Here is a 25,793-nt window from a genome sequence, read left to right as displayed (position 1 = left end):
CGCGAGTCAGGGAAGGGAGACTTCGATGCCGGATGTGGACTTGGGCGTGGCCACGGACTGGGACGAGGGTGACACCCATGGGCGAATCATGCTGCGGCAGAATCAGTGCTACCCGAACTCACCCAAGCGGGACGTGTTGATCAGCTCCCCGGTCAGCATTGAGCTGTCGGTGAACACCAACCACAGCACCAGCCAGGAGGCCGACAAGATTTTCTTCACCACCCACCACGGAAGCCAGAAGAAGATCATTGCCGTGCTGGATTCCGACGGCAATCTGCAGATCGCCGGCCGCGTCACGGAAATGCAGACGAATCTGCAGTACTGATAACGACGCGAACGTGACACCACGGGAGCGCCCGCACCGGCGGGTGCTCCCGTGCCATGCCGGGCGGGTCTGTCGAGTTGATGGAGCGTCGGCCGGCGCGGCGTGCCGCGGCACCCCACCGGAGCGCTCCGCCGGTCCTGGAGGGCGGACCCGTTCCACGGGGTGTGGGACGAAGGTGACGTGATGGCGGAGGGCCGGTGCTGGTTGCGCTACGCGATCGACGGAGGACCCGGAGGCCCGCATCGCTCACGGGGCGCCCCTGCCGCCGTATCGGCGACCGGCCGGCATCCTTGCCGCCCGGATCGAGCGCGGCGACTGGCAGCCCAACCGGGCGATCCCGTCCGAGTCTCAGTTGGTGCCGGAGTGCGGCCCTGCGCGGGCGCCCGTGCGGCGAACGATGCTTCCCGCTTCACGTCAGGCCCTTCAGTGATCTTGAGCTACCTTGATCAAATTTACGAATTCCAATGTATATTCATGATCATCGGACGCGGATCCGGCGCGACCGAGTTTGAAATCGGGCGTGAACGTCGACGGGATTGGAGGAGTCCGCCCCTGCTCAGGGGGTGGATCTGCCGGTTTCCGGGTGATGCCTACCTGGCTTCCGACATTAGTACGTGCAATCCGGGGGCCGATCAGGGACGATGGGCGCACGGACGTCGGTGATCCGGCCGGCGTCGGCCGCGGTGGGTCGCTGTGCCCGTTCCCGGTCGGCGGTGGTGAGTGCGGGGCCGCTGAACCGGGAGGGTGATCGCGATGCCTGACATACGACCCACGGTGGGCTCCGGTGCGCTGGTCCTCAATGCCACCTACGAGCCGCTGTGTGTCGTGTCCGTGCGTCGTGCCGCCATCCTCGTGCTCTCCGCCAAGGCGATCTGTGTCGCCGACGGCGACGGCGTCCTGCACAGCGCCCGCAACGCGCTGCCGGTGCCGTCGGTCGTCCGGCTCACCCGCTTCGTGCGGGTGCCCTACCGCACCCACGTCGGGCTCTCCCGGCGGGCGATCTTCGCCCGGGACGGCTGGCGCTGCGCCTACTGCCGGGGTCCCGCCGAGACCATCGACCACGTCTTCCCGCGCAGCCGTGGCGGCCGGCACGTCTGGGAGAACGTCGTCGCGGCCTGCGCCCGGTGCAACCACACCAAAGGCGACAAGACCCCGGCCGAGCTGGGCTGGCGGCTGCACGCGCTGCCGGCCGCCCCGAAGGGCACCGCCTGGCGGGTCCTCGGCCACCGGGCGCCCGACCCCCGCTGGGCCGACTGGCTCGACCTGTGTGAGTCCGAGGCCGCCTGACCCGCGAGGCCGCCCCGGTCAGGCGGTGCGGGATCGGACGAGGGACGCGAAGACCACCACGTTGTCGGCGTAGCCGGTCTCCCCGCCGACCCAGCGCCCGCCACAGGTGATCAGGCGTAGCCGGGGGCGGCTGAAGTCGCCGAAGACCTCGTCGACGGGCAGCCGCTCCTTGCCGAAGCGCTCGACCGTGTCCACCTCGAAGACCGCCACCGACCGGTCCGCGCGGGTGATCTCGATGGGGTCGCCCTCCCGCAGGTCCCGCAGCTTGTGGAAGACCGCCGGCCCGGTCGAGGTGTCGACGTGCCCGACGATGACGGCCGGGCCGTACTGCCCGGGGGTCGGGCCCTGGTCGTACCAGCCGGCCTCCTGGGCGCGGGCGGCGTCCGGCACGCCGATGCTGCCGTCCGGGGCGATGCCGACGTCGTGTACGGGCGCCCGGACGTCGATCGGGTCGATGGTGATGTCGACGGGAGGGCTGGCGGGCAGCACCGGGAACTTCTTCGGCGGTGGCCGCAGCCCCGCGATGAACCGGTCCGGCAGCACGCTCACGCCGGCGACCCGCTCCACGGCGAGCATCGCGATGATCAGCACCATCAGCGTCCCGATCACCAGGACCGGGAGCCCGGGGTTCCGGCCGGGAGCCAGCCGGCGACCGGCGGCAACCCAGCGGTGCCGGGGTCGGGCGGGCAGCGGCCCGACCGCCGGGTCGGTGGTGGCGACGCTGGCCGAGACCGTCTCCCCGGCCACCCGCCGCAGCCGGCGGGCGGTGGCGGCCGCGGCCCGGCGGGACGCCTGCAGCGCCCGCCGGGTGGTCGCCCGGACCCGGCCCGGATCGGATCGCCTGACCCGGCCCGGATCGGATCGGCTGGTACGCCTCTGGGAGCGGGCCATGGCGGCGGCGGGTCAGGAACCGGTCCCGGTCCGACGACGGTTGCCGAGGAATCCGAAGCCCACCGCCAGGGCCACCGCGGCGAGGCCGCCCACCAGCAGCACCGAGCCGGTGCCCGTGCCGCCGGCGGTGCCGCCGCCCCCGGTCGCCGGCCCCTTCGTGGGCTGCTCCATGTTCAGCACCGTGAGCGTGGTCGTCGCGGTGTTGCCGTTGTCGCAGCGCAGGTCGACCGGGAAGTCCCCGGGCTGCTTGTTGCCCGGGATCGTGGCCTGGGCGGTCAGGAAACCGTTGTCGGGCCGCAGCACCACCGGTCCCCCGAAGGCGTCGGAGCGTACGGTGGCCTGGCGGTTGTTGGCGTTGTCGCAACTGGCCCGGATCCTGACCCGGGTGCCGGCCTGGGCGCTGTTGGGCACCACCTCGACGAAGGTGTTCTCGCCCGCCCGCGCGGGCGCGATCGTGATCAGGACGAACGCCCCGACCAGGCCCAACACGGACAGGGCGCTGGTCAGGGCACGTGTGAACGCTGTGAACACCGGCATGATCCCCCCTTCCGGTGACGATCACCGGAATCCTCCCCGGGTAACAGCGCCTGCTTTCCCGCTGGCCCCGGGGCAAACCCGGATCGCGGTCAGCGGTGGCGGGGGGAGGAGGACAGCGGCGTGACGGGGTGCCAGTCCAGCGGCGTGGACAGGACCATCGTGCTGGACGGCTGGCCGTACGGGGCGAGCCGGTCGATGACGGCCTCGAACTCCCCGATCGACCCGGCCGCCACCTTCAGCATGCTGCACGCGTCGCCCGTGATGCGGTGGATCTCCAGGATCTCCGGCCACCCCGCCACCTCGGGGTCGTGCAGGATGCACCGCGAGCCGTAGCAGGACATCCGGATGAACGCGACCACCGTGCGGCCGGCCCGGGCCAGGTCGACGTGGGCGTGGTAGCCGGTGATGATCCCGGCCTCCTCCAGCCGGCGCACCCGCTCGGCCACGGCCGGCGGCGACAGGTGCACCCGCCGGGACAGCTCGCTGAAGGAGAGGCGCGCGTCGGCCTGCAACTCCCGCAGCAGCGCCCAGTCCATGTCGTCCATGAGGCGACCTTACTTTCTCCAAGCCGAATCGCGCTCGCACCTTCCGCGCCGCAGGTCGGAGGGCGGAAGAGCCGTCGATCCGGCATTCCGTCTGCCCGTTCCACCGCGAGATCATGTCGGTCACCCGGCCCGGCCAGGCCGGCGCACCCCAGCGAGCAGAGGAGGACCGGTGGAGCAGACGGACCTGCGGGAGCCCACCCGGGCGGCGGTACGCCCGGTCACCCCGCGGCAGCGCGCCGCCCGGGCGGCCCGCAACGGCGGGGAGCCGACCCTGGAGTTCGCCGAGCGGGTGCCGTACGACGCGTACGTGCAGGCCAGCACGCTGCACCGGTTGCAGCGACCGCTGAGCGACGACCCGGGCGAGATGTCCTTCCTGATGGTCAGCCAGATCATGGAGCTGTACTTCGGGCTGACCTGCCACGAGCTGCGCGAGACCCAGCGGCTGCTGCGCGCCGACCGGGTGTGGGACGCGCTGGCCCCGCTGCGCCGCGCCGCCCTGCACCTGGAGGCGCTGAACGCCGCCTGGAAGGGGCTGCGCTGGATGACCCCGGCCGACTTCAACCGGTTCCGCAACCTGCTGGGCGAGGGCTCCGGCTTCCAGTCGGCGATGTACCGGCACCTGGAGTTCCTGCTCGGGCTCCGGGACGAGGCGCTGATCCGGCCGTTCCGGCGCCAGGCCGAGGTGCACGCCGAGCTGCGGGCCACCCTGGCCGCGCCGAGCGTCTGGGACGACGTGCTCGCGCTGCTCGCCCGGCACGGCCACGACCTCCCGGCCGACCTGCTGGACCGGGACGTCGCCGTCGAGCACGAGCCGCACGCCGCCGTCGAGGCGGCCTGGGTGCGGATCTACGCCGACGCCGGGCCGGACAACCACCTCCGGCTGCTCGGCGAGGCGCTGACCGAGGTCGCCGAGCAGTTCGGCGACTGGCGACAACACCACGTCAAGGCGGTGCAGCGCACAATGGGCGCCAAGGTCGGCAGCGGCGGCTCCGCCGGACTGGCGTGGTTGCAGCGCAGCATGGCCCGGGTGGTCTTCCCCGAGCTGTGGTCGGCCCGGACCGCGATGTGACCGGAGAGCGAGACACCCCATGAACACCCCCGCACCAGACTCTTCCGGGTTCGCCGTCGGCGAGGCCGAGGCGCACCGCCGCGACGCCGCCGACCCCGGGCACCGCCACCTGTTCCACGTGCCGCCGGCCGACGGCGGGCGCTACCCCGAGGCCGCGTACCTGGCCGGCAACTCCCTCGGCCTGCAACCGCGGGCCACCCGTGGGGAGCTGCTCGCCGACCTGGACGCGTGGAGCCGGCTGGGGGTCGAGGGCCACCTGGAGGCGGAGCGCCCCTGGCTGCCGTACCACGAGCTGCTGACGGCGCCCGCCGCGCGACTGGTCGGCGCCGCCCCGGCGGAGGTCGTGGTGATGAACTCCCTGACGGTGAACCTGCACCTGCTGATGGTCAGCTTCTACCGGCCGGCCGGGGCGCGGACCCGGATCGTCATCGAGGACAGCGCCTTCCCCTCGGACAGCTACGCCGTGCGCAGCCAGGCCCGCTTCCACGGCCTGGACCCGGACGCCACCGTCGTCCGGCTGCGCCCCCGCGACGGCGAGGACACCCTGCGCACCGAGGACGTGACCGACTACCTGGCCGCCGAGGGTGACCGGGTGGCGCTGGTGCTGCTCGGCGGGGTCAACTACCTCACCGGCGAGCTGATGGACATCCCCGCGATCACCGCCGCCGGCCGCGCGGCGGGGGCCGTGGTCGGCTGGGACCTGGCGCACGCCGCCGGCAACGTCCCGCTGGCCCTGCACGACTGGGACGTCGACTTCGCCGCCTGGTGCTCCTACAAGTACCTCAACTCCGGGCCTGGCGCGCTGGCCGGCGTGTTCGTGCACGAGCGGCACCTGGGCGACCCCGGGCTGCCGCGCTTCGAGGGCTGGTGGAGCACCGACGCGGCGACCCGGTTCGAGATGACCCCGGTCTCCCGCCCGCCGGCCACCGTGGAGGCGTGGCAGGTCTCCAACCCGCCGATCTTCGCGATGGGTCCGGTGCGGACCTCGCTGGAGCTGTTCGACTCCGTCGGCATGCCGGCGCTGCGCGAGCGCAGCATCCGGCTCACCGGCTACCTGGCGGGACTGCTCGACGGGGTGACCGCGGACCGCCCGCTGACCGTGGTCACCCCGCGCGAGCCCGAGCGGCGGGGCTGCCAGCTCTCGGTGCGGATCGGCGCGGGCAGCGCCGCCGGGCTGGCCAAGCGGCTGCGGCACGAGCACGGCGTCATCGCCGACGCCCGGGAACCGGACATCATCCGGTTCGCCCCGGTGCCGCTCTACTCCACGTACCACGACTGCTGGCGGGTCGCCGACGCGCTGGCCACCACGGTGGAGGTCAAGTCATGACCGAGGAACGGGACGAGATCGCGGTGGTCGGCGCCGGCCTGGCCGGCTGCCTGCTGGCCTGCTTCCTGGCCCGCCGCGGCTACCCGGTGGCGCTCTACGAGCGGCGGCCCGACCCGCGTACCGGCACCGTCGAGCGGGGACGCTCGATCAACCTGGCGCTCTCCGAGCGGGGCCTCGACGCGCTGCGCCGCATCGGCCTCGACGGGCAGGTGCTCGCCGACGCGCTGCCCATGCGCGGCCGGATGGTCCACCCGGTCGACGGGGAGCCGCAGTTCCAGTCGTACAGCGCCTCCGGCGACCGGGCGATCAACTCGATCAGTCGGGGTGCGCTGAACAACGCCCTGCTGGACGCGGCCACCGCCCTGCCCGGGGTGCGGATCGCCTTCGACCACCGGCTGGTCGGGCTCGACCCGGCCACCGGCGAGATGACCTTCGAGACCCCGGCGGGCAAGGTCGCGGCCAGCGCGTCGGTCGTCCTCGGCGCCGACGGCGCCGGCTCGGCGGTGCGCGGGCAGTTGCTGGCGTACGGGCTGCTGACCGAGAGCCTGGACTTCCTCGACTACGGCTACAAGGAGCTGACGATCCCGCCGTTGGGCGGGGACTTCGCCCTCGACCCGGACGCGTTGCACATCTGGCCGCGCGGCACCTCGATGATGATCGCCCTGCCGAACCCGGACCGCTCGTTCACCTGCACGCTCTTCTGGCCCACCCACGGCACCGCCAGCTTCGCCTCGCTGGGCAGCCCCGCGGCGATCGAGCGGCACTTCGCCGAGCACTACCCGGACCTGCCGCCGCTCGCCCCGAACCTCGTCGACGACTACCAGCACAACCCGGTGGGCGTGCTCGGCACCGTGCGCTGCACGCCGTGGCAGGCGGACGGGCGGGTCGGCCTGCTCGGCGACGCGGCGCACGCCATCGTCCCGTTCTACGGCCAGGGCGCCAACTGCGCCTTCGAGGACGTCGTCGAGCTGGACCGCTGCCTGGACGAGTGCGCCGACGACTGGTCCGCGGCGCTGCCGCTGTTCCAGCAGCGGCGGCAGGCCAACGCCGAGGCCATCGCGCGGATGGCGTTGGCCAACTTCGTGGAGATGCGGGACAGGGTGGCCTCCCCGCTGTTCCAGGCCGGCCGGAAGGTCGAACACGCGCTGGAACGGGCGCTGCCGGGCCGGTACGTTTCCCGGTACGAGCTGGTGTCCTTCTCGACCACCCCGTACGCCGAGGTGGTGCGCCGCGTCCGCCGGCAGCACCGGGTGCTCGGGGCGGTCGCCGCCGGCGCGGCGGCGCTGCTGGCCGGCGCGGTCGGCGTGGCGATCAACCGAGGGAGGCGTCGATGACCGTCACCTGGGATCCCCGGCTGATGACCGGGCGGGCGCCCGACGGCCCGGGTCTGCTACGCAACTTCGTCGGCGGCGAGTTCGTCGACGCCGGGCGTCGGTTCACCAAGCGCAGCCCGGTCACCGGCGAGCCGGTCTTCGAGGTCGTGGAGGCCGACCGGGCGCGCGTGGACGACGCCGTCGCCGCCGCGCGGGCGGCGCTGCGCGGGCCGTGGGGCCGGATGGGGGAGCGGGAGCGCGCCGAGGTGCTCCGCCGGGTCGCCGATGAGCTGGAGCGCCGCTTCGACGACCTGGTCACCGCCGAGGTCGCCGACACCGGCAAGGCCATCTCGCAGGCCCGCACCCTGGACATCCCGCGCGGCGCGGCGAACTTCCGCGCCTTCGCCGAGATCGTGGCGACCGCGCCGACCGAGTCGTTCACCACGGTCACCCCGACCGGCGGCCGGGCGCTGAACTACGCCGTTCGCAAGCCGGTCGGCGTGGTCGCGGTGATCGTGCCGTGGAACCTGCCGCTGCTGCTGCTCACCTGGAAGGTCGCCCCGGCCCTGGCCTGCGGCAACGCCGTGGTGGTGAAGCCCAGCGAGGAGACTCCCGCCTCGGCGACCCTGCTCGCCGAGGTGATGGCCGCCGCCGGCGTGCCGGACGGGGTGTTCAACCTGGTGCACGGCTTCGGCCCGGACTCGGCCGGGGAGTTCCTCACCCGCCACCCGGGGGTCGACGCGATCACCTTCACCGGCGAGTCGGCCACCGGCGGCGCGATCATGCGGGCCGCCGCCGACGGCGTGAAGGCCGTCTCCTTCGAGCTGGGCGGCAAGAACGCCGGGCTGGTCTTCGCCGACGCCGACCTCGACGCGGCCGTGGCCGGATCCGTCCGCTCCAGCTTCACCAACGGCGGGCAGGTCTGCCTCTGTACGGAGCGGATCTACGTGCAGCGCCCGGTGTTCGAGGAGTTCACCGCCCGGCTCGCGAAGCGGGCCGGGGAGCTGCCGTACGGCTGGCCGGCCGACGAGGCCACCGTCAACATGCCGTTGATCTCGCACCAGCACCGCGCCAAGGTGCTCGGCCACTACGACCTCGCCCGCGCCGAGGGCGCCGAGGTGCTGGCCGGGGGCGGCACGCCCGCCTTCGGCGACGCCCGCGACGGCGGCGCGTACGTGCAGCCGACGGTGCTGACCGGGCTGGGCCCGGACGCCCGCACCAACACCGAGGAGATCTTCGGCCCGGTGGTGCACGTCGCCCCGTTCGACGACGAGGACGAGGCGTACGCGCTGGCCAACGGCACCGAGTACGGCCTGGCGGCGACGGTCTGGACGCGGGACGTCGGGCGGGCGCACCGGGCCGGGGCCCGGCTCGACGCCGGCATCGTCTGGGTGAACACCTGGTTCCTGCGCGACCTGCGTACCCCGTTCGGCGGGGTGAAGGCGTCCGGGATCGGGCGCGAGGGCGGCGTGCACTCGCTCGACTTCTATTCCGAACTCACCAACGTCTGCGTGGACTTCTCATGATCGATTACGAGGCCGCGGCCCGGGAACTGGTCGAGGCACGGGAGAGCGGCAAGCCCTGCCCGCCGCTGCGCGGGCGGCTGCTGCCCGAGGGGGACGTCACCTCGGCGTACCTCGTCCAGCAGCTCCAGGTGCGACAGTGGTTGCAGCGGGGCCACCGCCGGGTCGGCGCGAAGATCGGGCTGACCTCGCGGGCGGTGCAGGAGGGCCTCGGCGTCTACCAGCCGGACTTCGGCGTGCTGACCGACGCGATGGCGGTGCCGGACGGGGCCGAGGTGGCGATCGACCGGCTGCTCCAGCCCCGGGTGGAGGCGGAGGTCGCCTTCGTGCTCGGCGCGGACCTGCCCAACGAGCGGGTCACCACCGCGGACCTGGTCCGGGCGGTCGACCACGTGCTGCCGGCGATCGAGATCGTCGACTCGCGGGTCGCCGGCTGGGACATCTCCATCGTGGACACCGTCGCCGACAACGCCTCCAGCGGCCTGTTCGTGCTGGGCACCACGCCGCGCCGCCTCGCCGACGTGGACCTGCGGCTGTGCGGAATGGTCCTCGAACACGCGGGGGAGCCGGTGTCGGTCGGCGCGGGCGCGGCCTGCCTGGGCAACCCGCTGCACGCGCTGGAGTGGCTGGCGCAGACGCTGGCCCGCTCCGGCGATCCGCTGCGCGCGGGCGACGTGGTGCTCTCCGGGGCGCTCGGCCCGATGGTGCCGGTGATCCCGGGCGCGGCGTACGAGGCGCGAGTCTCCGGCCTCGGCTCGGTCCGGACGTGTTTCTCGTCCTCTGAGGAGGCGGCATGACTGTCGGGGTGGCGGTGATCGGGTCGGGCAACATCGGCACCGATCTGATGATCAAGGTTCTTCGTCTGAGTGACGGTCTCCGGATGGTGGCGATGGCCGGCATCGACCCGGCCTCCGACGGCCTGGCCCGGGCCCGGCGCCTCGGCGTGGCGACCACCGCCGAGGGCGTCGACGGGCTGGTCGCGATGCCCGAGTTCGCCGACGTCGAGCTGGTCTTCGACGCCACCTCGGCCGGGGCGCACCGGCACAACGACGCGGTGCTGCGGGAGCACGGCCGCACCGTGGTCGACCTGACCCCCGCCGCCATCGGCCCGTACGTCGTGCCCCCGGTCAACCTCGACGAGCACCTGCACGAGCGCAACGTCAACATGGTGACCTGCGGCGGGCAGGCCACCGTGCCGATCGTCGCCGCCGTCGGCCGGGTCACCCCGGTCGCGTACGGGGAGATCGTCGCCTCGATCGCCTCGAAGTCGGCGGGGCCGGGCACCCGGGCGAACATCGACGAGTTCACCGAGACCACCGCCCGGGCGATCGAGGTGGTCGGCGGCGCCGAGCGCGGCAAGGCGATCATCGTGCTCAACCCGGCCGACCCGCCGCTGCTGATGCGGGACACGGTCTACTGCCTCTGCCCGGACGCCGACGCCGACCGCGCCGCGATCGCCGCCTCGGTGGCGCGGATGGTGGCGACCGTCCAGGAGTATGTCCCCGGCTACCGGCTCAAGCAGGACGTGCAGTTCGACCGGGTCGACACGTACGTGCCGTCGCTGGGTCGGCACCTGACCGGGTTGCAGGTCTCCGTCTTCCTGGAGGTCTCCGGCGCCGGGCACTACCTCCCGGCGTACGCCGGGAACCTGGACATCATGACCTCGGCCGCGCTGCGCACCGGGGAGCGGCTGGTGGCCCTGCGCGCGGCGGTGACCGACCGCGACGCCGCCGTGGAGGTGACCGCATGACCGACCTGTACATCCAGGACGTGACGCTGCGCGACGGCATGCACGCCATCGCCCACCGCTACACCGTCGACCAGGTGCGCACCATCGCCGCGGCGCTCGACGCGGCCGGGGTGGCCGCCATCGAGGTGGCGCACGGCGACGGGCTCGCCGGCTCCAGCGTCAACTACGGCCACGGCGCGGCCAGCGACGCCGAGTGGATCTCGGCGGCGGCCGAGGTGCTGACGACCGCGAAGCTGACCACCCTGCTGCTGCCCGGCATCGGCACCATCGCCGACCTGAGGGCGGCGAAGGCGCTCGGGGTGACCAGCGTGCGGATCGCCACCCACTGCACCGAGGCGGACATCTCCGCCCAGCACATCTCCTGGGCCCGCGAGAACGGCATGGACGTCTCCGGCTTCCTGATGATGTCGCACATGAACGATCCGGCCGGGCTCGCCGCCCAGGCCAGACTGATGGAGTCGTACGGGGCGCACTGCGTCTACGTCACCGACTCCGGTGGCCGGCTGCTGATGTCCGACGTGGCCGAGCGGGTCGACGCGTACCGGCAGGTGCTGGAGCCGGCGACGCAGATCGGCATCCACGCCCACCACAACCTGTCGCTCGGGGTGGCCAACAGTGTGGTCGCGGTCGAGCACGGGCGGATCCTCGGCGACGGCCCGCTCGGCGCGCCGCACGGCCGGACGGTGCGGGTGGACGCCTCACTGGCCGGGCAGGGCGCCGGTGCCGGCAACGCGCCGCTGGAGGTCTTCGTCGCCGTCGCCGAGCTGCACGGCTGGAAGCACGGCTGCGACGTCTTCGCGCTGATGGACGCCGCCGACGACGTCGTCCGGCCGCTGCAGGACCGGCCCGTGCAGGTCGACCGGGAGACGCTCTCGCTGGGGTACGCCGGGGTCTACTCCAGCTTCCTGCGGCACGCCGAGCGCGCCTCGGACAAGTACGGCGTGGACGTCCGGTCGATCCTGGTCGAGCTGGGCCGGCGCCGGATGGTCGGCGGGCAGGAGGACATGATCGTGGACGTGGCGCTGGACCTTGCCGGCAAGGAGGAATCGCTGTGAGCGCGAGGAGTGAGCCGGTTTTGCGAGCCCCGCAGTCGCGAACGGAGGTGGCACGGTGAGCGCGAGGAGTGAGCCGGTTTTGCGAGCCCCGCAGTCGCGAACGGAGGTGGCACGGTGAGCGCGAGGAGTGAGCCGGTTCTGCGAGCCCCGCAGTCGCGAACGGAGGTGGCACGGTGATCGGCCCGGACACGGCGGGGATCGCCGAGCGGTTGGGCGCGGCGGCCGACACCGCCACCGCGATCCCGCAACTGGCGGCCGAGGCCGGCCTGGACGTCGACGCCGCGTACGCGGTGCAGACCGCGCTGCTCCAGCGCCGGCTGGACCGGGGCGAGCGGCTGGTAGGGCTGAAGATGGGCCTGACCAGCAAGGCGAAGATGGCCCAGGTCGGCGTGGACGAGGTGATCTGGGGCCGGCTCACCGACACGATGCGGGTGCCCGACGGCGGCACGGTCGAGGTCGGCGACTACATCCATCCCCGGGCCGAGCCGGAGGTGGCGTTCCTGCTGGACCGGCTCCCCGAGCCCGGCGAGCCGGTCGGCGACTTCACCGACGCGGTCCGGGCGGTCGCCCCGGCGATCGAGCTGATCGACTCCCGGTACGCGAACTTCACCTTCTCGCTGCCGGACGTGGTCGCCGACAACGCGTCGGCCGCCGCGTTCGTGGTCGGGCCGTGGTGCCCGGTGCCGGACGGGCTGGACAACCTGGGCGTGCTGCTGGAGGTCGACGGGCGGGTGGCCCAGGTCGGCTCGACCGCGGCGATCCTCGGTGACCCGCGCCGGGCGTTGGACGAGGGGATCCGCCTCGCGGGTCGGCACGGGGTGCGCCTCCGCGAGGGCTGGGTGTTCCTGGCCGGCGCGGCCACCGCCGCCGTGCCGCTGCGTCCCGGTGCCCACGTCCGGGCCGTCGTGGAGAAGCTCGGCACGGCGTCGCTGCGGGCTTCGTCGTGATCGGCGTCGGGGGTTCCGGGCAGCCCACCCGGCTCCGGGCGGTCAGGCTTGATCCCTGCGCCGGGCGGGCTGCCCGGAACCCCGTCGTGGTCGTTGCTCGCGCGTCGGTTCCGGTTGGTGCGTCATGAGCGGCGAGGCGCGCGTGGTGGCGGGGAAGGCCGTGCCGCGGGGGGCGTTTCCGCACGTCAAGGTGGCGGGCGAGTTCGTCTTCGTCTCCGGTACGTCGTCGCGGCGGCCGGACAACACCTTCGCCGGCGTCGAGGTGGACGAGTTCGGCACCACCAACCTCGACATCCGGGTGCAGACCCGGGCGGTGATCGAGAACATCCGGGACCTGTTGCGTTCGGTCGGCGCGGACCTGTCCGACCTCGTGCAGGTCACCACCTATCTGGTCAACATGAACGACTTCGGTGGCTACAACGAGGTCTGGGCGGAGTTCTTCGACGCGACCGGCCCGACCCGCACGACGGTCGCCGTGCACCAGTTGCCGCACCCGCACCTGCTCATCGAGATTCAGGCCGTGGCCCTTCTTCCCGCAGGAGGTCAGTCGTGAGTGAGATCGCCGAGCCGTTCAGCTTTCCGGGCTGGATTGCCGAGAACCAGCACCTGCTCAAGCCGCCGGTGGGCAACAAGGAGATGTTGCCGGGCAGCGACGACTTCATCGTCATGGTGGTGGGCGGGCCCAACCAGCGCACCGACTTCCACGTCGACCCGTACGAGGAGTTCTTCTACCAGGTCAAGGGCAACATGCACGTCAACCTGATGACCCCGGAGGGGCCGCGGACGGTGCACATCCGCGAGGGTCAGATGTGGATGCTGCCGCGCAACACGCCGCACTCGCCGCAGCGGCCGGAGGCCGGCTCCATCGGGATGGTCATCGAGCGGGTCCGCGAGGAGGGCACGCTGGAGAGGTTCCAGTGGTACTGCCCGGAGTGCAGCCACAAGGTGCACGAGGTCGAGTTGCAGGTCCGCGACATCGCCGCCGACCTGCCCCCGGTCTTCCAGGCGTTCTACGCCGACGAGAAGGCGCGCACCTGCGACAACTGCGGCGCGCTGCACCCGGGCAAGGGCTGATGGCGGTTCCCGCCGAGGGCCTGCCGGGGCAGGCGCGGTTCCCGGTGGTCGACGTGCACACGCACGTCGTACCGAGGGGGTGGCCGGACCTGGCCGCGGCGTGCGGCGGGTCCGGCTGGCCCTGGCTGCGGGTCGACTCCGAGCGCGCCGCCATGATCATGGTGGGGGAGACGGAGTTCCGGCCGGTCGGCGCGGAGTGCTGGGACGCGCCGACGCGGCTCGGCGACATGGCGGCGGACGGCGTCGACGTGCAGGTCGTCTCGCCCACCCCGGTCTTCTTCGGCTACGACCGCCCCGCCGACCAGGCCGCGAAGGTCGCGCGGATCTTCAACGACCTCACCCTGGAGGTCACGGCCGCCGGCGGCGACCGGCTGGTGCCGTTCTGCCAGGTGCCGTTGCAGGACGCGGACGCCGCCTGCGCCGAGCTGGACCGCTGCCTCGCGGCCGGGCACGCGGGCGTGGAGATCGGCAACCACGTCGGCGACCGCGACCTCGACGACGCCGGGATCGTGCAGTTCCTGACCCACTGCGCCGAGGTCGGCGCGCCGGTCTTCGTGCACCCGTGGGACATGCCGGGCGGCCCCCGGCTGGACCGCTGGATGGCCCGCTGGCTCACCGGCATGCCCGCCGAGACGCACCTGTCGGTGCTGGCGCTGATCCTCGGCGGCGTCTTCGACAAGGTGCCCGACACGCTGCGGATCTGCTTCGCCCACGGCGGCGGCAGCTTCCCGTTCTGGCTGGGCCGCGCCGACAACGCCTGGCACCGCCGGGGCGACCTGGTACGCGGATCCTCCGCCGCCCCGCCCAGTTCCTATGTCGACCGGTTCCGCGTCGACTCGGTCGTCTTCTCCGGGCCGGCGCTGCGGCTGCTGGTCGACACGATGGGCGCCGACCGGGTGCTGCTCGGCAGCGACTACCCGTACCCGCTGGGGGAGCGGCCGGTCGGGCGGGTGGTGCGCGAGGCGGACTTCCTCACCGACGACCAGCGCGCCAAGCTGCTCGGCGGCAACGCGCTGAGCTTCCTCGGCCGGTAACGGGACGGGGCAGGAGTGCCGTACGTCGCACGGGCGCGTTCGGCGAGGGACCGGCCGGTTCCGTCGTGCCGGGGGACATGGGCCCCTTGCCGGGCCGGCCGGTCGTGTCGTCCGGCAAAGCGGCGGCCGGACCAGGCAGGATGACGGGATGGCCGAGCCGCACGACCTGACCGCGCTGGAGCAGGCCGCCGCGATCGCCCGCGGCGAGCTGTCCAGCGTCGAGCTGGTCGAGCACCACCTCACCCGGGTCGACGCGCTCGGCGACACGGTCGGCGCGTTCGTCACGGTCACGCCGGAGCTGGCCCGCGCGGCGGCCCGCGCCGCCGACGCCGCGCCCGCCGGGGAACGCGGCCCGCTGCACGGCGTCCCGACGGCGATCAAGGACCTCACCCTCACCGCCGGGGTGCGCACCACCTTCGGCTCGGCCGCGTTCGCCGACTTCGTGCCGCCCGTCGACGCCGACGTGGTCCGGTTCATGCGCGCGGCCGGGCTGGTCAGCCTGGGCAAGACCACCACCTCCGAGCTGGGCTGCTCGCTCTACTCCGAGGGGCTGGTCGCCCCGCCGGCCCGCAACCCGTGGGACCTGGCGTACACCGCCGGGGGCTCCAGCGGCGGGGCGGCGGCGGCCGTCGCGGCCGGGCTGGTGCCCGTCGCCCAGGGCTCCGACGGCGGCGGCTCGCTGCGCATCCCGGCGTCGCTGTGCGGGCTGGTCGGCTACAAGCCGAGCCGGGGCCTGGTCCCCGGCGGCCCCGTCGGGTTCGGCGCCTACGGCCTGCCGACCAACGGGCCGGTCGGGCGGACGGTCGCCGACGTGGCGGCCCTGCTCGACGTGCTGGCCCAGCCGGTGCCCGGCGAGCCCTACCTGGCGCCCGCCCCGCCGGCCGGCGGCTTCCTCGCCGCGGCCCGGGCAGCGGAGCCCGGTCGGCTGCGGGTGGGCCGGTTCACCGCCCCGATGCTCGCCGACGAACCGGTCCACCCCGACTGCGTCGCCGCCGTGGACCGGGCCACCGCGCTCCTCACCGCTGCCGGGCACGAGGTGGTCGACGTCCCGGCGCCGTTCGGGCCCGCGGTGTGGCCGCTGTTCGAGATCGTCTGGTACGTGCTGGCGCTCGCGCCCGTGCCGCCGGAGCGGGAGGGCGACCTGCTGCCGCTGACCCGCCACCTGCGCGCCCGGGGTGCGGAGGTCTCCGCCGGCACCCTCACCGCCACGCTCGGCGAGCTCCAGGCGCAGGTGCGCCTCGGTGTCCGGCGCACCGCCGGGTGCGACCTGCTGCTCTGCCCGACGCTCGCCGCGCCCCAAGCCCCGGTGGGCTGGTTCGCCGAGGGCGGCGACCCGGCGGAGGATTTCGACCGGCAACGCCGGTTCTCGCCGTACTGCGCCGTCTTCAACGTCACCGGCGATCCGTCGGTTTCGCTGCCGGTCGGCGTCACCGCCGAGGGCCTGCCCGTGGGCGTCCTGCTCACCGGCCGGTACGGCGACGACGCGAGGTTGGTCGCCACCGCTGCGCAACTGGAGAACTCCAGTGGCGGGTGGGAACGCCACCCCGCAATCTGGCGGGCCGTCGGCTCCGCTAACGTGAATGGCAGCGGAGTCGGGCGGTCGGCACCATGATCGTCCACCCGACCCGGATGTTCGAGGTCTCTTCTTCCGCCTGGGGGCGTTGGGATTGTCTGTAACCGAGACGTTGCTGGTCTTCGTCGGCATCCCGGCGGCCGCGGTGCTGGTGATCGCCGGCCTGGCGTACGCCGGTAGCCGTGGTGGCGGTGGTGGCGGCGACAAGCGCTACCGGCCGGGCCGGCCCTTCGACTTCACTCCGGTCTGGTTCCTGGGCCGTCCGGAGCAGCTGGCCGACTCGGCCGGCACCGCCCTGGCAGCGGGCGCGCAGGCGCCGGCGCTGACCAGCCGCAAGCAGGAGCAGGCCGGCATCGAGGCGCCGGCCGGTGGAACCGGAGGCGCAAGTGACCGTTGGTGAGAAGCAGGTCGGGACGGGGAATCCGCCCGAGGTGCTGGACGGGCCGTTCACGACCCGACAGCTGCTGCGCATCGACGAGGCCCTGCGCCTGGCCGACCAGGGCACCGGCCTGGTCTTCTCGGTGTTCGTCGGCGGCCTCGACGAGCCGATCCGGGAGCACGCCGAGCGGCTGCACCGCCAGCTCGCCGAGCCGGACCGGTCGGTGCTGATCGCGGTGTCGCCCAACCAGCGTCAGCTGGAGATCGTCACCGGCCGGCACGCCCGCAAGCGCATCCCGGACACGTACGCCCGGCTCGCCGCCCTGTCCATGGTGGCGGCCTTCGGCGGCGGCGACCTGACCGGCGGCATCATCAACGGCCTCGACCAGCTCGCCAGCCACGCCGGCAAGGGCTGAGCGCCCCCGTTCACACCGAAGCCCGGTCCGCCAGTGCGGACCGGGCTTCGTCGTGAGCGGGCCCGGGACCCGCACGACACAGGCCGGGGCCGGCGCGGGTCTCCCCACGCCGGCCCCGGCCTGTCGGACCTGCTCAGGCGCTCCGGGCGTCCCTGGCGCGGGCCTTGAGGGCCCGGACGACGCCGTCGCGGCCCTCGGCGACCAGCCGGCGCAGCGGGGCCGGGTGCCCGTCGGCGGCCAGCCACGCGTCGGTCGCCGCCACGGTCTCGTCCTCCACCAGGTACGTCGGGTACGCCAGCTGCGCGAACTCCTGCGCCGGCTCGCTGTCCCGGCTGGCCCACACCTGGCCCACCGCGGCGAAGTACTTCTCCCGGTACGGCGCGGTCAGCTCGACCTGCGCCGCGTGGGTGAAGCCCTGCAGCAGCGCCCGGTGCCGCCAGTTCGGCAGCGCCTCCGGCCCGGTCAGCTCCGCCCAGACGGCGGCCTTGTTCTCCGCCGTCGGCACCAGCGCGTGCGCGTGCGCCGCCTCCCGGTCGCCGCTGGCCGTCCGGTCGGTGGCCAGCTCGGCCTCGATCTCGGCGGGACCGGCCGCGCCGTTCGCGACCAGCGCGTCCAGCACCGTCCAGCGCAGCTCGGTGTCGACGGTCAGCCCGGCGGGGACGCCGCTGCCGGCCAGCCAGCCGCGCAGGGTCGCCAGGTCCTCGGCGGAGCGGGCCGCCGAGGCGTACGCCCGGGCCCAGGCGAGCTGGAAGCCGCTGCCCGGCTCGGCGGCGGCCAACGCGGTGCGGGCGGTGCGGGCCAGCTCCGCCCAGCCGGTCGGCGCCCAGGCCGGGTCGGCGTAGACGGTGAGCGTCGTGGTGGCCTGCCGCAGCGTCGCGGTGACCAGGTTGATGTCGGTCTCGGCGGGCAGCCCGGCCAGCACCAGCGCCACGTAGTCGCGGGCGGCCAGCTCGGCGTCCCGGGTCATGTCCCAGGCGGCCGTCCAGCAGAGCGCGCGGGCCAGCGACGACTCGAGCCCGGCGATGTGCTGCACCACGGTGGCCATCGACCGCTCGTCCAGCCGCAGCTTGGTGTAGGTGAGGTCGTCGTCGTTGAGCAGCAGCACGTCGGCGGCGCGCACGCCGCGCAGCTCGGCCAGCTCCGTCCGCTCGCCGGTCACGTCGACCTCGAGGCGCTCGCGGCGGACCAGCCGGCCGTCGGTCAGGTCGTAGAGGCCGACCCCGATCCGGTGCGTGCGCAGCGTCGGGTACCCGGCCGGCGCCTCCTGGCGCACCACGACGTTCTCGTAGGCGCCGTCCGTCCCGATGGTCACCTCCGGCCGCAGCGTGTTGACCTGCGCGGTCTCCAACCACTGCGCGGCGAACTTGCGCAGCTCCCGGCCGGAGGCGGCCTCCAGCTCGGTGAGCAGGTCGTCGAAGGTGGCGTTGCCCCACGCGTGCTTGCCGAAGTACGCCCGCAGACCGGCCAGGAACGGCTCCTCGCCCACGTACGCGACCAGTTGCTTGAGCACGCTGGCGCCCTTGGCGTAGGTGATCCCGTCGAAGTTGACCTCGACGGCCTCCAGGTCCGGCATCTCGCAGTAGACCGGGTGGGTGGAGGAGAGCTGGTCCTGCCGGTAGCCCCAGTTCTTGCGGATGGAGAGGAAGGTCGTCCACGCCTCGCGGAACCGGGTCGCGTGGGTGTTGCACCAGTGGCTGGCCCACTCGGCGAACGACTCGTTCAGCCACAGGTCGTTCCACCAGCGCATGGTGACCAGGTCGCCGAACCACATGTGGGCCAGCTCGTGCAGGATCGTGTTGGCCCGCTGCTCGTACTCGAAGTCGGTCACCTGCGAGCGGAAGATGTAGTGCGCCTCGGCGTGCGTGACGCAGCCGAAGTTCTCCATCGCGCCGGCGTTGAAGTCGGGCACCCAGAGCTGGTCGTACTTGGGCAGCGGGTAGCGGACGCCGAACTGCTCGTGGAAGAAGTCGAAGCCCTGCTTGGTGATCAGGAAGAGGTCGTCCGAGTCCATGTACTGCGCCATGGAGGCGCGGCAGTACGCGCCCAGGTCGATGCCGTCGTGGCTGTCCCGCACCTCGTGGTACGGCCCGGCGCAGAGCGCGGTGATGTAGGTGCTCATCCGCGCGGAGGTGGCGAAGTGCACCGTCTTGAGGCCCTCGCCCGCCGGCTCCTCGCGCTCCACCGGCATGTTCGAGACCACCTTCCAGTGGTCCGGGACGGTGGCGTGCCAGGTGTAGACGCTCTTCAGGTCGGGCTGGTCGAAGCAGGCGAAGACCCGCTGCGCGTCCGCCGTCTCGAACTGGCTGTAGAGGTAGGTCTCGCCGTCGACCGGGTCGACCGTGCGGTGCAGGCCCTGCCCGCTGTTCGAGTACGCGAAGTCCGCGTCGACCACCAGCGTGTTCTCGCTGCCCAGCCCGGACAGCGTCAGACCCTTCTCCGCCGACCAGCCGCCGAGGTCGACCGGGGCGCCGTTCAGCGTCGCCGACCGCACCGAGTCGGCGGCCACCTCGATGAAGGTGCTCGACCCCGGCTCGGCGCACCGGAACCGGATCTCGGTGGTGGATCGGAAGGTGCGACCCTCGGCCGCCTGGACGGCGGTCGAGAGGTCCAGACTGATGTCGTACCCGGTCACGTCGAGCAGGCGGGCCCGCTCGGTGGCCTCGACCTGCGTCAGGTTGCGCACTCCCGGCACTGTTCGTCTCCATCCCGTCTCGCCGTACGCCTCGTTGGCGCCGTCACCGACCGCTCGTGACGGCCGGATTCGAGTCTTCCATGCACGAACACCCCGCGGTGGGCGAGGTCACGCTCTCATTCCGGTGCCGGTCGATGGCCGGCGGGGTGAAGATCGGGGAAGGCGCCGAAGGCGGCGCCACCTGTCGTGAAGGGACCCACCGTGAGCGAGCGTGTCGCCGTAGACATGTGGTTCGACCCCATCTGCCCGTGGGCGTGGATCACCTCCCGCTGGCTGCTGGAGGTCGAGCAGGTCCGGGACGTGGACGTCCGCTTCCACGTGATGAGCCTGTCGGTGCTGAACGAGGGCCGGGAGGTGCCCGAGAAGTACCAGGAGCTGATGCGCACGGGCTGGGGCCCGGTGCGGGTCTGCATCGCGGCCGAGCAGCGGTACGGCCAGGAGGCCGTCCGGAAGCTCTACACCGCGCTGGGCACCCGGATCCACCTCGGGCAGGAGAAGCTCTCGCCGGAGCTGTTCGCGGCCGCGCTGGCCGACGCCGGGCTCGACCCGGCGCTGGCCGAAGCCGCCGAGAGCGCCGGTTACGACGAGGCGCTGCGGGCCAGCCACGAGGCCGGCATGCGCCCGGTCGGCACCGACGTCGGCACCCCGGTGATCCACGCGCCCGGCCCGGACGGCGGCACGGTCGCCTTCTTCGGCCCGGTGGTCACCCCGCGCCCGAAGGGTGAGGCGGCGGGTCGGCTCTGGGACGGTGTCCTGCTGGTCGCCGGCACCCCGGGCTTCTACGAGCTCAAGCGCTCCCGCGAGCTCGGCCCCATCTTCGACTGACCTCCACGGCCCGCGAGCCGTGCGCCGACCGGACCGGGCGCACGGCTCGCGGGGCCGGGTGCCGCCGGTCCGGCGCCGGGTGCCGGCGTGCGCGTTGCGGCCAGGTGCCGATGTGCGCGTTGCGGCCGATTGCCGACGTGCGCGTTGCGGCCGGGTGCCGACGTGGCACCGCGGCCCGGCGAAGCCGGGGCCCGGCGGGGCGCGGTCCCCGGCGTCACCAGGGGGCCGGCGGACTCGTTCTCTTCGGTGTCCGCCGCAGCGACCCGCAGGGCCGCACCCCGCAGCTCGTGGAGGCAATCCCGATGGCCAAGCACCGTGCTTCCGGTGACGATCCGCTGACCGGGGAGGAGGTGACCGAGGGCCCGGAGGCGGCGTACTGGTCGGTCGACGACTCCCGCTGGCCGGCGGTCCGCCCCGACCTTCCCGCACACATGGTGGACCTGCTCGCCCCGCCGATCGTGGTCGGCGTCGCCCGCGTGCCGGCCACCTCCCGACTCACCCCGCCGGCCGAGCACCGGCGGAACGCGCCGGCCGACCACCGACTCACCCCGCCGGCCGAGCAGCGACGCAACGCCCCGACCGAGCAGCGACGCAACGCGCCCGTCGATTACCGGCTCGGCCCGCCGGCCGAGCAGCGACGCAACGCCCCGGCCGAGCACCGGCCGGCGTCGGTGGCCGGGCCGCGGACGATCGTGCCCGCCGCGCCGGGCGGGTCGGGTCGGCGACCGGCGGGCGTTCCCGCGTCGGCCGGCCGGCACCGCCTGCCGGCGAAGTAGCCACCGGCGGGCGCGGACACGGCCTGCCGGCGGCGTGGCCGCCGCACCACCCGAAGCGGTGGCCCCGGCACGGCCGCTCTTTCATCTGGTGGACGCCGCGCGGGTCCCGTCACGCCGGCAGTCGCGTCGCCGGTAGCGTGGTCGCACATGACGGTCGTGCATCCGATCGCCCGGGCCTGGATCACCACTGGCGGCACCGGCGCGCAGAACTACGACGAGTTCGCCGACGACGCGGAGATCACCGCGATCATCGAGGCGAACCCGCACAGTGCCCTCGGCATCGAGATGCCGCACCGGGCGCCGGAGAGCCTGGGGAAGTCCTTCCTCGACGCCCTGCCGGACGCGGTGACCCGCCTCGCCGAGGCCAAGGCCGACGGCAGCTACACCCCGGCCGAGCAGGTCGTGGTCCTCTACCGGATCAGCGCGCCGGGGGAGGAGACGGCGTACGGGCTCTGGGCCATGACCGACACCGACCAGATCTCCACCCGGGCCGACGAGCCCGGTCTGGTCATCCGCAACGAGGACGTCTTCATCGCCAAGGTGCGGGAGCGGGTGGCGCTGGCCGAGGCGCTGGGTCACCTCCTCTCGCCCGTACTGCTGCTGCAGACCGGGCGCGGCGACGAGCTGCACGCCGCGCTCGCGGCGGCGACCGACGCGGCCGGGGCGCCCGCGGCGACCGACACCGACCAGGCCGGGCGCACCCACGCCATCTGGCTGCTCGGCCCCGGCCCGGAGCAGGACGAGCTGACCGCGCTCGCGGGCGGCGGGGAGCTGGTCGTGGCGGACGGCAACCACCGCAGCCTGGCCGCGCAGACCGGCGGGCTGCCGCGCTTCCTGTCGGTGATCACGACGCCGGCGTCGGTGGCGATCCAGCCCTACAACCGGCTGGTCAGCGAGCTGACCACCACCGCCGACGAGCTGCTCGACCGGCTCCGCGCCGCCGGCGCGGAGGTCGCCCCGATCGACGGACCGGTCGAGGTCCCGGCGGCCGGCGGCACCGTCCACCTCCGCCTCCCCGACCGGGGGTACGCCGTCACCCTGCCGCAGGTGGGCGGCGGCCGGCTGGAGAACCTGGACCACGCGCTGGTCGAGCGGCTGCTGCTGCGCGACGCCCTCGGGCTCGACCCGGGCGACAAGCGGATCACCTACGTCGGCGGCGACTACCCGGCGAGCTGGCTGACCGGGGAGGTCGACGCGGGTCGGGCCGAGCTGGCCGTCCTGATCGCCCCGGTGACCGTGGACGACTTCGTGGCCGTCAACCTGGCGCGGGAGAAGATGCCGCGCAAGAGCACCTGGTTCACCCCGAAGGCGCGCGGCGGCCTGGTGGTCGCCGAGTTGTCCCGCTGAGTTGTGACGAATCCGCCCCGGGGCGCCGCCCGCGCGGCGTCCCGGGCGCGCGCCCTGACAGACTGCGCGGTATGCGCGTCTACCTGGGATCCGACCACGCCGGTTTCGAGCTGAAGGTGCACCTGGTCAACCACCTGACCAAGGAGGGGTACGACGTCGTCGACGTCGGCCCGCACGCCTACGACCCGGACGACGACTACCCGGCCTTCTGCCTGCACACGGGTGACCGGGTGGTGGCGGACGCCGGCAGCCTCGGGGTGGTCATCGGCGGCTCCGGCAACGGCGAGCAGATCGCCGCGAACAAGGTGACCGGGGTCCGCGCGGCCCTCGCCTGGAGCATCGAGACCGCCCAGCTCGCCCGCGAGCACAACGACGCGAACATCGTCGCGGTCGGCGCGCGCCAGCACACCCTGGACGAGGCGACGGCCATCGTCGAGGCGTTCCTGACCACTCCGTTCTCCAGCAACGAGCGGCACGCCCGCCGGATCGGCCAGATGGCCGACTACGAGCGCACCCGCCAACTGCCCGCCCTTCCCTGACCCGCCGCCTCCCACCTGCGCCATCCCTGCCCGGCGCACCTGACGGCGCCTGTCCCGGATCCTGGTGCGGAGCGGCCCCCGTGGGGTCGCCTCCGTACCAGGATCGCCGGGCGGCGCGGGTCGGCGTCAGTTGCGGTTCGGCGTCAGCGGCGGGGAAGGTCCTCGCGGGGCGTCCAGTTCCGGCGGATGACCACCACGCGTTCCTCGGCCGCGGCCAGGTCCTCGTCGGTCGGCTGGGCGGCGTCGCGGGCCCGCATCGCGGCCGTCACGCTCACCTGGGACGAGCCGGAGCCGACCAGGCCGCGCAGGCCGCGCTCCCCCTCGTCGCCCGGGCCGCCCCGGCGACCGCGCGAGGGCTCGGCGCCGCCGTCGTGCACGCCCGGGGTCGTGGCCTGCGGTCCCTCGGGCGGGCCCGGGTCGCCGCCCGAGTGCCGTAGCCGGCGGCGCCGTCGCTCCACGTCCCCCATCAGCCGACCGTACCGCCCGAGGCCCACCGCCGCCGGCCCGCCCGCGCCGGTGGCCTGGTGGTCAGAACACGTCCATGCCGGCGGGGGCCCGGTGCCAGCCGAAGGCCGGACCTGCGGCGGCCAACGCGCCGGGACGCAGCTCGCGTACCCGGCCGGCGGCAGCGAGCGCGGCCAGTCCGGCGCCACCCAGGTATAGCTCGCCGAGGCAGCGCACGTCGCAGGCCAGCTCGGCCGGCCGGTCCGTCGGCGCGCACCCGGCCCGCTCCGGCCCGCCGCTCAGGTGCCAGCGGCCGGCGTTCTCCGGGAGCAGCTCGTCGGTGATCTCGATCACCACGTCCACCCCGGTCGCGTAGCGGCGGGCGGCGAGCGCGGCGGGCACGTCCACCACCCGCAGCCAGAGCGCGTCGACCAGTTGCGCGCCCAGCCGGCGCGGCTCGTTGACCAGCCGCAGCAGCGGCTCGTCCACCGCGCCCGCCCCGAAGGAGAGCTGCCCGGCCAGGTCGAGCGAGAGCAGCATCCGCCACATCGCCGCGTACGCCGCCGGGGTGGCGGCCACCACCTCGTCGACCGTGGTGATCCCGTTCGGCCCGACGCTCTCCCAGTTCGCGCGCGTACGGAAGAGCCCGTACCCGTCCACGCCGTCCGGCCCCTCGTGCAGCACCGCCCGGCGCTCGGTGGCGCCGCCCCGCCGGTCGGCCTGGTCGCTCAGCACGTACCGCCACCACGCCTCGTCGCGGCTGGACCAGCCGGGGCGCTCGGGGCGCACCCGGTCGTACACCCCGGCCAGCTCGGCCCGGCAGTCGGCAGGCGCGGCCAGGCGCAGCCGGCCCTCCGCGGGCGTACGGTCCGGCATCCGCAGCGCGACGGTGGCGCACTGGACGGAGAGCCGCTGGGCGGCCAGGCCGTAGCCGAAGCGGGGGTAGATGCCGCCCTCGCTGGCCCACAGCACCGCCACCGGTTCCCGGCCCTCGTCGCGCACCTGCCGCAGCTGTCGCACCATGAGCTGGGTGAGCAGTCCCCGGCGTCGGTGGGTGGGTGCGACGCCCACCCCGCTGACGTGGGCGGCCGGCACCCGTGCGCCCGGCACGGTGAGTTCCCGGGTGAACGCCCGTGCGGTCGCCACCGCCTCGCCGCCGTCCCGGATCAGCAGCGTGCGCTCGGGCTCGAAGAGCGCCCGCTCGATCTCGTGCGCCTCGGGGTCGGCCGGGGCGTGGAAGAGGTGGCCGAGCAGTCGGGCCAGCTCGTCGAAGTCATCGGCGCGGGCGGTCCCGGCCGCGAGTGGGGGTTTCGTCACGCCGCTGTGTCTAGCCGATCGGTGCGGGCTCGGCGACCGATTTGCCGGCTGGCTACCCTCGAAGCCGGACGGTGGCCGGTGGTCGCCGTCGGTCCAGGGGAGGGACGAGATGGCCGACCAGACACAGCCGTGGGCCGAGCGGACCGTCGAGGTGCCGCCGCAGCCTGGTGTCGGGGTGCCGCCGCAGCGCGACGCGTACCGGCGGGGGGTGGCCTCGGTCGGGCAGCCCCGGGCTCCGCGCACCGAACCGTTCCCCGTGGTCGGGCAGGAGCCGACCGGCACGGGCTGGCCCGACGGGCCGGCGCCGCGGCGCCCGCTGAGCTGGCACGTCGCGCAGCTCAAGCGCGGCGGCGAGTGGAGCGCCGCCGGGACGCTCTTCGCGTTCGTCTGCTGGGGGATCTGGGCGATCTCGGGCGGCGGCGACCTGGCCGGGCCGCTGCTGATCTTCGTGCTGAGCCTGCTGGTGGCGGCCGGTCTCTTCGCGTTGGCCCGGCTGCTCGGCCGCGTGGTGCTGGAGCGGCAGTTGGGCCGGGTGCGCCGCAGCGCGCGCGGGGCGCACCTGGTCACGGCGGTCTTCCTGGCCGGCCTCGGCATCGCCTACCTGCAGCAGACCGAGTGGGTCGTGTCGGCCTGGAACTGGATCACCGGGAACTGACCGGACCGCGGGCATCACCCGGGCCCGACCGGAGAAACCGCATCACCCGGGACTGACCGCACGCCCGGGCGGGTCGGCGTCCGCCGCCCGCCCGCGCGCCCGGTCGCGTGTCGCGACCCCGGTCGTTCTCCACTCCACCAGGTCGGCCGCTGCT

At 73.9% G+C, this 25,793-nt stretch carries 27 protein-coding genes and 1 pseudogene; 22 read left to right on the top strand and 6 right to left on the bottom strand.

From position 1 onward, the window contains the following. The first annotated feature begins 25 nt into the window (after nt 1-25). The 3 genes and pseudogenes from ACGF5G_RS09490 (at nt 26) to ACGF5G_RS09480 (ending at nt 1,612) form a co-directional block, all read left to right on the top strand. Complete coding sequence (locus ACGF5G_RS09490) at nt 26-325, top strand: DUF6342 family protein (RefSeq protein WP_393260756.1); 300 nt, start codon at nt 26-28, stop codon at nt 323-325. A gap of 241 nt (nt 326-566) precedes the next feature. Beyond that, a pseudogene (locus ACGF5G_RS09485) lies at nt 567-725 on the top strand (GntR family transcriptional regulator); the annotation flags it as partial. Between the two features lie 353 nt (nt 726-1,078). Then, nucleotides 1,079-1,612, top strand: coding sequence for an HNH endonuclease (locus ACGF5G_RS09480; protein ID WP_393260753.1), 534 nt, complete (start codon nt 1,079-1,081; stop codon nt 1,610-1,612). Nucleotides 1,613-1,630: 18 nt separating this feature from the next. Here ACGF5G_RS09480 and ACGF5G_RS09475 read toward each other — a convergent pair whose 3' ends face one another. The 3 genes from ACGF5G_RS09475 to ACGF5G_RS09465 form a co-directional block, all read right to left on the bottom strand. Then, nucleotides 1,631-2,503, bottom strand: a complete 873-nt coding sequence (locus tag ACGF5G_RS09475; RefSeq protein WP_393260751.1) for a class F sortase — start codon at nt 2,501-2,503, stop codon at nt 1,631-1,633. 12 nt (nt 2,504-2,515) lie between these two features. Next, on the bottom strand, nt 2,516-2,992 hold the full coding sequence (locus ACGF5G_RS09470; protein ID WP_357695731.1) for a hypothetical protein: 477 nt from the start codon (nt 2,990-2,992) through the stop codon (nt 2,516-2,518). A 137-nt stretch (nt 2,993-3,129) separates the two neighbouring features. Continuing rightward, a complete protein-coding gene (locus tag ACGF5G_RS09465; protein ID WP_393260748.1) occupies nt 3,130-3,585 on the bottom strand; it encodes an Lrp/AsnC family transcriptional regulator in 456 nt (151 codons plus the stop codon). Nucleotides 3,586-3,754: 169 nt separating this feature from the next. Here ACGF5G_RS09465 and ACGF5G_RS09460 point away from each other — a divergent pair, with 169 nt between their 5' ends. The 14 genes from ACGF5G_RS09460 (at nt 3,755) to ACGF5G_RS09395 (ending at nt 17,044) form a co-directional block, all read left to right on the top strand. After that, on the top strand, nt 3,755-4,654 hold the full coding sequence (locus tag ACGF5G_RS09460; RefSeq protein ID WP_393260745.1) for a tryptophan 2,3-dioxygenase: 900 nt from the start codon (nt 3,755-3,757) through the stop codon (nt 4,652-4,654). A 19-nt stretch (nt 4,655-4,673) separates the two neighbouring features. Further along, complete coding sequence (kynU, locus tag ACGF5G_RS09455; RefSeq protein ID WP_393260742.1) at nt 4,674-5,981, top strand: kynureninase; 1,308 nt, start codon at nt 4,674-4,676, stop codon at nt 5,979-5,981. Then, nucleotides 5,978-7,315, top strand: a complete 1,338-nt coding sequence (locus ACGF5G_RS09450) for an FAD-dependent oxidoreductase (RefSeq protein WP_393260739.1) — start codon at nt 5,978-5,980, stop codon at nt 7,313-7,315. The genes kynU and ACGF5G_RS09450 overlap by 4 nt, the downstream gene beginning before the upstream one ends. 23 nt (nt 7,316-7,338) lie before the next feature. After that, entirely contained in the window at nt 7,339-8,820 is a 1,482-nt protein-coding gene (locus tag ACGF5G_RS09445) for a 2-hydroxymuconic semialdehyde dehydrogenase (protein WP_393261635.1), read from the top strand. Further along, a complete protein-coding gene (locus tag ACGF5G_RS09440) occupies nt 8,817-9,614 on the top strand; it encodes a 2-keto-4-pentenoate hydratase (protein ID WP_393260737.1) in 798 nt (265 codons plus the stop codon). The genes ACGF5G_RS09445 and ACGF5G_RS09440 overlap by 4 nt, the downstream gene beginning before the upstream one ends. Continuing rightward, complete coding sequence (locus tag ACGF5G_RS09435; RefSeq protein ID WP_393260734.1) at nt 9,611-10,567, top strand: acetaldehyde dehydrogenase (acetylating); 957 nt, start codon at nt 9,611-9,613, stop codon at nt 10,565-10,567. The genes ACGF5G_RS09440 and ACGF5G_RS09435 overlap by 4 nt, the downstream gene beginning before the upstream one ends. After that, nucleotides 10,564-11,622 carry a 4-hydroxy-2-oxovalerate aldolase gene (gene dmpG / locus ACGF5G_RS09430; protein WP_357695651.1) on the top strand — a complete coding sequence of 353 codons (1,059 nt, stop codon included), beginning with the start codon at nt 10,564-10,566 and terminating at the stop codon, nt 11,620-11,622. Before ACGF5G_RS09435 ends, dmpG begins: the two co-directional genes overlap by 4 nt. A gap of 173 nt (nt 11,623-11,795) precedes the next feature. After that, nucleotides 11,796-12,569, top strand: a complete 774-nt coding sequence (locus ACGF5G_RS09425) for a fumarylacetoacetate hydrolase family protein (protein WP_357462919.1) — start codon at nt 11,796-11,798, stop codon at nt 12,567-12,569. A 124-nt stretch (nt 12,570-12,693) separates the two neighbouring features. Next, on the top strand, nt 12,694-13,122 hold the full coding sequence (locus ACGF5G_RS09420) for a RidA family protein (RefSeq protein WP_393260730.1): 429 nt from the start codon (nt 12,694-12,696) through the stop codon (nt 13,120-13,122). Then, on the top strand, nt 13,119-13,643 hold the full coding sequence (locus ACGF5G_RS09415; protein ID WP_350708470.1) for a 3-hydroxyanthranilate 3,4-dioxygenase: 525 nt from the start codon (nt 13,119-13,121) through the stop codon (nt 13,641-13,643). The genes ACGF5G_RS09420 and ACGF5G_RS09415 overlap by 4 nt, the downstream gene beginning before the upstream one ends. Further along, nucleotides 13,643-14,677 carry an amidohydrolase family protein gene (locus tag ACGF5G_RS09410; RefSeq protein ID WP_393260728.1) on the top strand — a complete coding sequence of 345 codons (1,035 nt, stop codon included), beginning with the start codon at nt 13,643-13,645 and terminating at the stop codon, nt 14,675-14,677. The genes ACGF5G_RS09415 and ACGF5G_RS09410 overlap by 1 nt, the downstream gene beginning before the upstream one ends. Nucleotides 14,678-14,825: 148 nt before the next feature. Continuing rightward, on the top strand, nt 14,826-16,289 hold the full coding sequence (locus ACGF5G_RS09405; protein ID WP_393260727.1) for an amidase: 1,464 nt from the start codon (nt 14,826-14,828) through the stop codon (nt 16,287-16,289). Between the two features lie 73 nt (nt 16,290-16,362). Continuing rightward, complete coding sequence (locus ACGF5G_RS09400; protein WP_350684434.1) at nt 16,363-16,650, top strand: hypothetical protein; 288 nt, start codon at nt 16,363-16,365, stop codon at nt 16,648-16,650. Continuing rightward, complete coding sequence (locus ACGF5G_RS09395) at nt 16,637-17,044, top strand: DUF5130 family protein (RefSeq protein WP_393260725.1); 408 nt, start codon at nt 16,637-16,639, stop codon at nt 17,042-17,044. The genes ACGF5G_RS09400 and ACGF5G_RS09395 overlap by 14 nt, the downstream gene beginning before the upstream one ends. A gap of 133 nt (nt 17,045-17,177) precedes the next feature. Here the strand turns inward: ACGF5G_RS09395 and pepN are convergent, their stop codons facing one another. Then, entirely contained in the window at nt 17,178-19,727 is a 2,550-nt protein-coding gene (pepN, locus tag ACGF5G_RS09390) for an aminopeptidase N (protein WP_393260723.1), read from the bottom strand. 210 nt (nt 19,728-19,937) lie between these two features. Between pepN and ACGF5G_RS09385 the strand changes: the two genes are divergently transcribed. The 4 genes from ACGF5G_RS09385 (at nt 19,938) to ACGF5G_RS09370 (ending at nt 23,223) form a co-directional block, all read left to right on the top strand. Beyond that, the gene (locus tag ACGF5G_RS09385) at nt 19,938-20,561 is read left to right on the top strand and encodes a DsbA family protein (RefSeq protein WP_393260721.1); all 624 of its coding nucleotides are present in this window, start codon (nt 19,938-19,940) and stop codon (nt 20,559-20,561) included. A 302-nt stretch (nt 20,562-20,863) separates the two neighbouring features. Further along, entirely contained in the window at nt 20,864-21,337 is a 474-nt protein-coding gene (locus tag ACGF5G_RS09380; protein WP_393260719.1) for a hypothetical protein, read from the top strand. 147 nt (nt 21,338-21,484) lie between these two features. Continuing rightward, nucleotides 21,485-22,684, top strand: a complete 1,200-nt coding sequence (locus tag ACGF5G_RS09375) for a DUF1015 family protein (protein ID WP_393260717.1) — start codon at nt 21,485-21,487, stop codon at nt 22,682-22,684. 71 nt (nt 22,685-22,755) lie between these two features. Continuing rightward, on the top strand, nt 22,756-23,223 hold the full coding sequence (locus ACGF5G_RS09370) for a ribose-5-phosphate isomerase (RefSeq protein WP_393260715.1): 468 nt from the start codon (nt 22,756-22,758) through the stop codon (nt 23,221-23,223). A gap of 143 nt (nt 23,224-23,366) precedes the next feature. Here ACGF5G_RS09370 and ACGF5G_RS09365 read toward each other — a convergent pair whose 3' ends face one another. After that, complete coding sequence (locus ACGF5G_RS09365) at nt 23,367-23,690, bottom strand: hypothetical protein (protein ID WP_393260712.1); 324 nt, start codon at nt 23,688-23,690, stop codon at nt 23,367-23,369. Nucleotides 23,691-23,751: 61 nt separating this feature from the next. Then, entirely contained in the window at nt 23,752-24,984 is a 1,233-nt protein-coding gene (locus ACGF5G_RS09360) for a GNAT family N-acetyltransferase (protein ID WP_393260710.1), read from the bottom strand. A 109-nt stretch (nt 24,985-25,093) separates the two neighbouring features. On the opposite strand from ACGF5G_RS09360, the gene ACGF5G_RS09355 reads away from it, so the two are divergent. Next, complete coding sequence (locus ACGF5G_RS09355; RefSeq protein ID WP_393260707.1) at nt 25,094-25,639, top strand: hypothetical protein; 546 nt, start codon at nt 25,094-25,096, stop codon at nt 25,637-25,639. Nucleotides 25,640-25,793: the final 154 nt, after the last annotated feature.

It is taken from the genome of Micromonospora sp. NPDC047730 (assembly GCF_043204765.1).
Classification (GTDB): Bacteria; Actinomycetota; Actinomycetes; order Mycobacteriales; family Micromonosporaceae; genus Micromonospora.
This window is presented reverse-complemented; position numbering and strand designations above follow the sequence as displayed.